Genomic DNA, 255 nt, shown 5'->3' on the forward strand with positions numbered 1-255 from the left:
GTCTTCCGGCGAGCGGGTTTTTCACCCGCTTTAACGTTACTCATGTCAGCATTCGCACTTCTGATACGTCCAGCATGCCTCTCGACACACCTTCAACCGCTTACAGAACGCTCCTCTACCATGCACACAAGTGTGCATCCGCAGCTTCGGTGTCTAGTTTAGCCCCGTTACATCTTCCGCGCAGACCGACTCGACCAGTGAGCTATTACGCTTTCTTTAAATGATGGCTGCTTCTAAGCCAACATCCTGGCTGTC

Annotated in this window: 1 rRNA gene; it reads right to left on the minus strand. The window is 52.2% G+C overall.

Annotated features, from left to right (window positions below):
* A 23S ribosomal RNA gene (locus FCL40_RS18480) occupies positions 1-255 on the minus strand; the annotation flags it as partial.

This window comes from Ferrimonas sediminicola (assembly GCF_005116715.1).
Classification (GTDB): Bacteria; Pseudomonadota; Gammaproteobacteria; order Enterobacterales; family Shewanellaceae; genus Ferrimonas; species Ferrimonas sediminicola.